This window comes from Mesorhizobium sp. M2A.F.Ca.ET.067.02.1.1 (genome assembly GCF_004023285.1).
Classification (GTDB): domain Bacteria; phylum Pseudomonadota; class Alphaproteobacteria; order Rhizobiales; family Rhizobiaceae; genus Mesorhizobium.
In genome coordinates, this window is record NZ_RZSB01000680.1 from 1 (window position 1) to 3,262 (window position 3,262).

Consider the following 3,262-nt stretch of genomic DNA (forward strand, 5'->3'; position numbering starts at 1 on the left):
AAAAACCCGCCGACCTCGCCGATCACGCCTTGGTCGGCTTCGACCGCAGCGACGAGATCATTCGCGGCTTCACGTCGTTCGGCATTCCGGTCGGCCGCAGCCATTTCCGCTTTAGGACCGACAACCAGATCGTGCTGTGGGAAGCCGTGCGGACCGGCAACGGCATCGGCCTCGGCCAGGAGCCGCTGGCCGACCGCGATCCGGACCTGGAAAAGCTGTTGCCCGATGTGCCGCTGCCGGTCCTGCCTGTCTGGCTCACGATGCATCGCGACGTGCGCACCAGCATGCGCATCCGCCGCGTGGCGGATTTCCTGCATGAGGGGCTGAAGCTTTATTCGGCCGGCACGGGTTCGGGAGCGAATTCGGCGCGGTGAGCGAGCCCTGCCATCAGGAGCACGACGACCAGCAGCCCGGAAAGCGCAATGAAGATCGGTCCGAAGCTCGAATGCTCCGCGACGAAGCCGATCGCCGACGGCGCCACCAATATACCGGAATAGCCCATGGTGGTGACGACGCTCATGCCGGTGCCGGACGACATGCCTTCCTGGTTGCCGCCAGCCGAGAACAGGATCGGCACCATGTTGGCGATGCCGAAGCCGCAAAAGGCGAAGGCGGCGATGGCGAGGTAAGGCGAGGACGAGAGGCCGGCGACCAGCATGCCGGCAGCAGCGACCAGGGCCGAGCCGCGCAGCGTCGACACGGCGCCGAAGCGGTTGCGCACGCCATCGCCCAGGAAGCGCATCAGCGCCATGACGCCGGAGAAGGCGGCATAGGCGAGGCCGGCGACCGCGAGATCGGCGCCCAGTTCCTGATGCAGGAAGAGCGCCGCCCAGTCGAGCACCGCGCCTTCGGAGATCATAGTGAGCAGCGCCATCAGCCCGACCAGATAGACGGCGGTGTGCCGCGGCAGCGTGAATTTCTGATGCTCGACAGCCTGCGGCCGGTCTTCCGCGATGAGATAGCGAATGGCGAAGGCGATCACGGCGAAGGCGATCACCGTGACCGCGACGGCATGGGAAAGATAGCCGTAGTTCTGGATCGAATAGCCGCCGAGCGCGCCGCCGGCGAAGCCGCCGAGGCTCCAGAAGCCGTGCGAGGAGGACATGATCGCCCGGGAAAGCCTTCTTTCCACCACTACGGCATTCGAGTTCATGGCGACATCCATGCCGCCGATCGAACCGCCGAAGATGAGCATGGCGACCGCCGCCAGCGGCACGTTGGGCGCGAGCGCCACGATCAGCAGGCCGAAGCTGCCGCAGAGGCCGAACCAACGCGTCACGCTGCGCGAGCCATGCCTGGAAATGAGATGGCCGCAGCATGTCATGGCAATGACCGCGCCGACGCCGAACAAAAGGATCAGCAGGCCGAGCGTGAACCGATTGATGTCGAGCCGGGTGAGGAACACCGGGATCTGCGGCGCCCAACTGCCGGTCAGAAAACCATTGGCGAGGAAGATACCGGCGACGGCCCAGCGGCCGCGTGTTGCGGCCTGCATCGTGGTTTGCAAGGTCATTCTTCGAACCTGGTGCGCCGGTGGATTTCGAGCGGCAAATTAGATCGATTCAATTTGTAGTCAAGAACTGAACAAAGAAAGTGCTTGGACCAAGGGAGCGACCGAGGATTGGTTCTGTTCTAGGCATACTGCCGCTTTGGAGATTAGTAGAATCGCCCCTCCATTCGTCATCCACGGGCGGAGCAAGGAGCGAAGCGACGCGCGCAGACCCGAGGATCCATTCCGTGACCTGGAAGCGCCGCTACGACGCAAACCATCCCCGGGGTGCACTACGATCATATTCTGGACCGCTGCACTCTTCGATAGTCGTAACGGCATGGATTCCAGGGTCTGCGCGCGTCGCTTCGCTCCTTGCTCCGCCCTGGAATGACGAAGTCGCGAAGGCGTTCGGCAGGCTCAGTGATCCTTCGGCCGCTTGGCCTCGAACTCTGCCTTCTTGGCTTCTGAAGCCTCGGTCTGGTTGAGCGCCTGCCATTCGGCATAGGGCATGCCGTAGATGATCTCGCGCGATGCATCCTTCGACAGCGCCACGCCCTCGGCTTCGGCGGCCTCGCGATACCAATTAGAAAGGCAGTTGCGGCAGAAGCCGGCGAGGTTCATCAGGTCGATGTTCTGGACATCGCCGCGCTCGCGCAGATGCGCCACCAGCCGGCGGAAAGCCGCGGCCTCGAAGTCGCGCTTCTGGTCGTCGCTGAGGTCGGTCATCTCGGAAAACTCCTAGACTGTCGTCTGCTCACACCGGCCCGGTGCGCGAGCCGAACATCTTCACCTGATGTATATCGGCACGGCGGTCGATGGCGTCAACGATGGGCGCCAGCCGCTCGGCCCAGGCAAGCGCCCCGGCGCGGTCGGCGATCAGGTCCTGGCGGATCTCGATCAGCGCATGCGCGTAGCCGTTGACGATGGCGTGGCGGAACATGGTGTCGCCGCGCAGCGCGCCGTCATAGGGCTCGTTGTCGCCGACGACGAGGGACCTGTCCTGCGCCAACATGTCGATCAGCGGCCGCGCCACGCGGTCGTCGCGGTCCCACAGCACGCCGACATGCCAGGGGCGGACGAAGCCCTGCATCACCGGCGTGAAGGAATGGACGGAGAAGATGAACGGCGCCTTGCCCGACGCATGCGCCACGGAGGCGATCATCGCGCCGACGGCGTCGTGATAGGGCCTGTAGAAGCGGTCGAGCCGCCGTTCGCGCTCTTCCGGAGCTATCGGATAGTTACCCGGCACCACGGTGCCGTCATAGAGCTGACGGATCATGGTCGGGTCGCCCTCGCCCCGGTTGGGGTCGATCAACAGCCGCGAGAAGCCGGCCAGCACCGCCGGCGCGTCGAGCGCGGTCGCGAGCTCGCGCGTCACCGTCTCGACGCCGATGTCATAGGCGATGTGACGGTCGAATTCGGATGCCGGCAAACCGAGGCTGCCATATTCCTCCGGCAGGTCGCGGCGGGCGTGGTCGGCCAGAAGCACGACGCCCTTCTTGCGGTCGCCCTCGACAATGTCGAACGGCGTGAAAACTGTGGATCGGGTCATCGGCTGAAAAGGAGATGGCGGCTGCGATGTGGTATCGTCATTCCACGAAGAAGACGCCGGCGCAATGCCGTTGTTTGGCCAAGGTTTCCGCAAAAAATCCCCAGCGCGGGGAGAATTTGCGCGACGGGCCCTTCTAAATCGATTGGAATTGAACAAAACGGCGCGTTGACATGCGACCGGAGTTTGCTGAAAAGGGGCTTCGAGAGATGCAAATGTGG

Annotated in this window: 5 protein-coding genes; 1 reads left to right on the forward strand and 4 read right to left on the reverse strand. The window is 64.0% G+C overall.

What is annotated here, in order from left to right:
- Nucleotides 1–374 (forward strand): LysR substrate-binding domain-containing protein (locus EOA28_RS29880; RefSeq protein WP_245501628.1); only part of this gene is annotated, 374 nt, incomplete at its 5' end.
- On the opposite strand, the gene EOA28_RS29885 is transcribed toward EOA28_RS29880, so the two are convergent.
- The 4 genes from EOA28_RS29885 to EOA28_RS39665 all read right to left on the reverse strand — a co-directional run.
- On the reverse strand, nucleotides 332–1,513 hold the full coding sequence (locus EOA28_RS29885; RefSeq protein ID WP_127252776.1) for an MFS transporter: 1,182 nt from the start codon (nucleotides 1,511–1,513) through the stop codon (nucleotides 332–334). The two genes, EOA28_RS29880 and EOA28_RS29885, sit on opposite strands and share 43 nt — an antisense overlap.
- A 396-nt stretch (nucleotides 1,514–1,909) precedes the next feature.
- Nucleotides 1,910–2,218 carry a DUF1244 domain-containing protein gene (locus EOA28_RS29890; protein ID WP_127252777.1) on the reverse strand — a complete coding sequence of 103 codons (309 nt, stop codon included), beginning with the start codon at nucleotides 2,216–2,218 and terminating at the stop codon, nucleotides 1,910–1,912.
- Between the two features lie 28 nt (nucleotides 2,219–2,246).
- Entirely contained in the window at nucleotides 2,247–3,044 is a 798-nt protein-coding gene (locus tag EOA28_RS29895) for an N-formylglutamate amidohydrolase (protein WP_127252778.1), read from the reverse strand.
- A partial coding sequence (locus EOA28_RS39665; RefSeq protein ID WP_210214974.1) for a hypothetical protein occupies nucleotides 3,041–3,262 on the reverse strand: 222 nt, incomplete at its 5' end. The genes EOA28_RS29895 and EOA28_RS39665, both read right to left, overlap by 4 nt.

Excerpts from the sequence above, each read along its gene's own strand:
- EOA28_RS29885 (WP_127252776.1), bottom strand. The coding sequence starts at position 1,513 with ATGACCTTGCAAACCACGATGCAGGCCGCAACACGCGGCCGCTGGGCC.
- EOA28_RS29890 (WP_127252777.1), bottom strand. The coding sequence starts at position 2,218 with ATGACCGACCTCAGCGACGACCAGAAGCGCGACTTCGAGGCCGCGGCT.
- EOA28_RS29895 (WP_127252778.1), bottom strand. The coding sequence starts at position 3,044 with ATGACCCGATCCACAGTTTTCACGCCGTTCGACATTGTCGAGGGCGAC.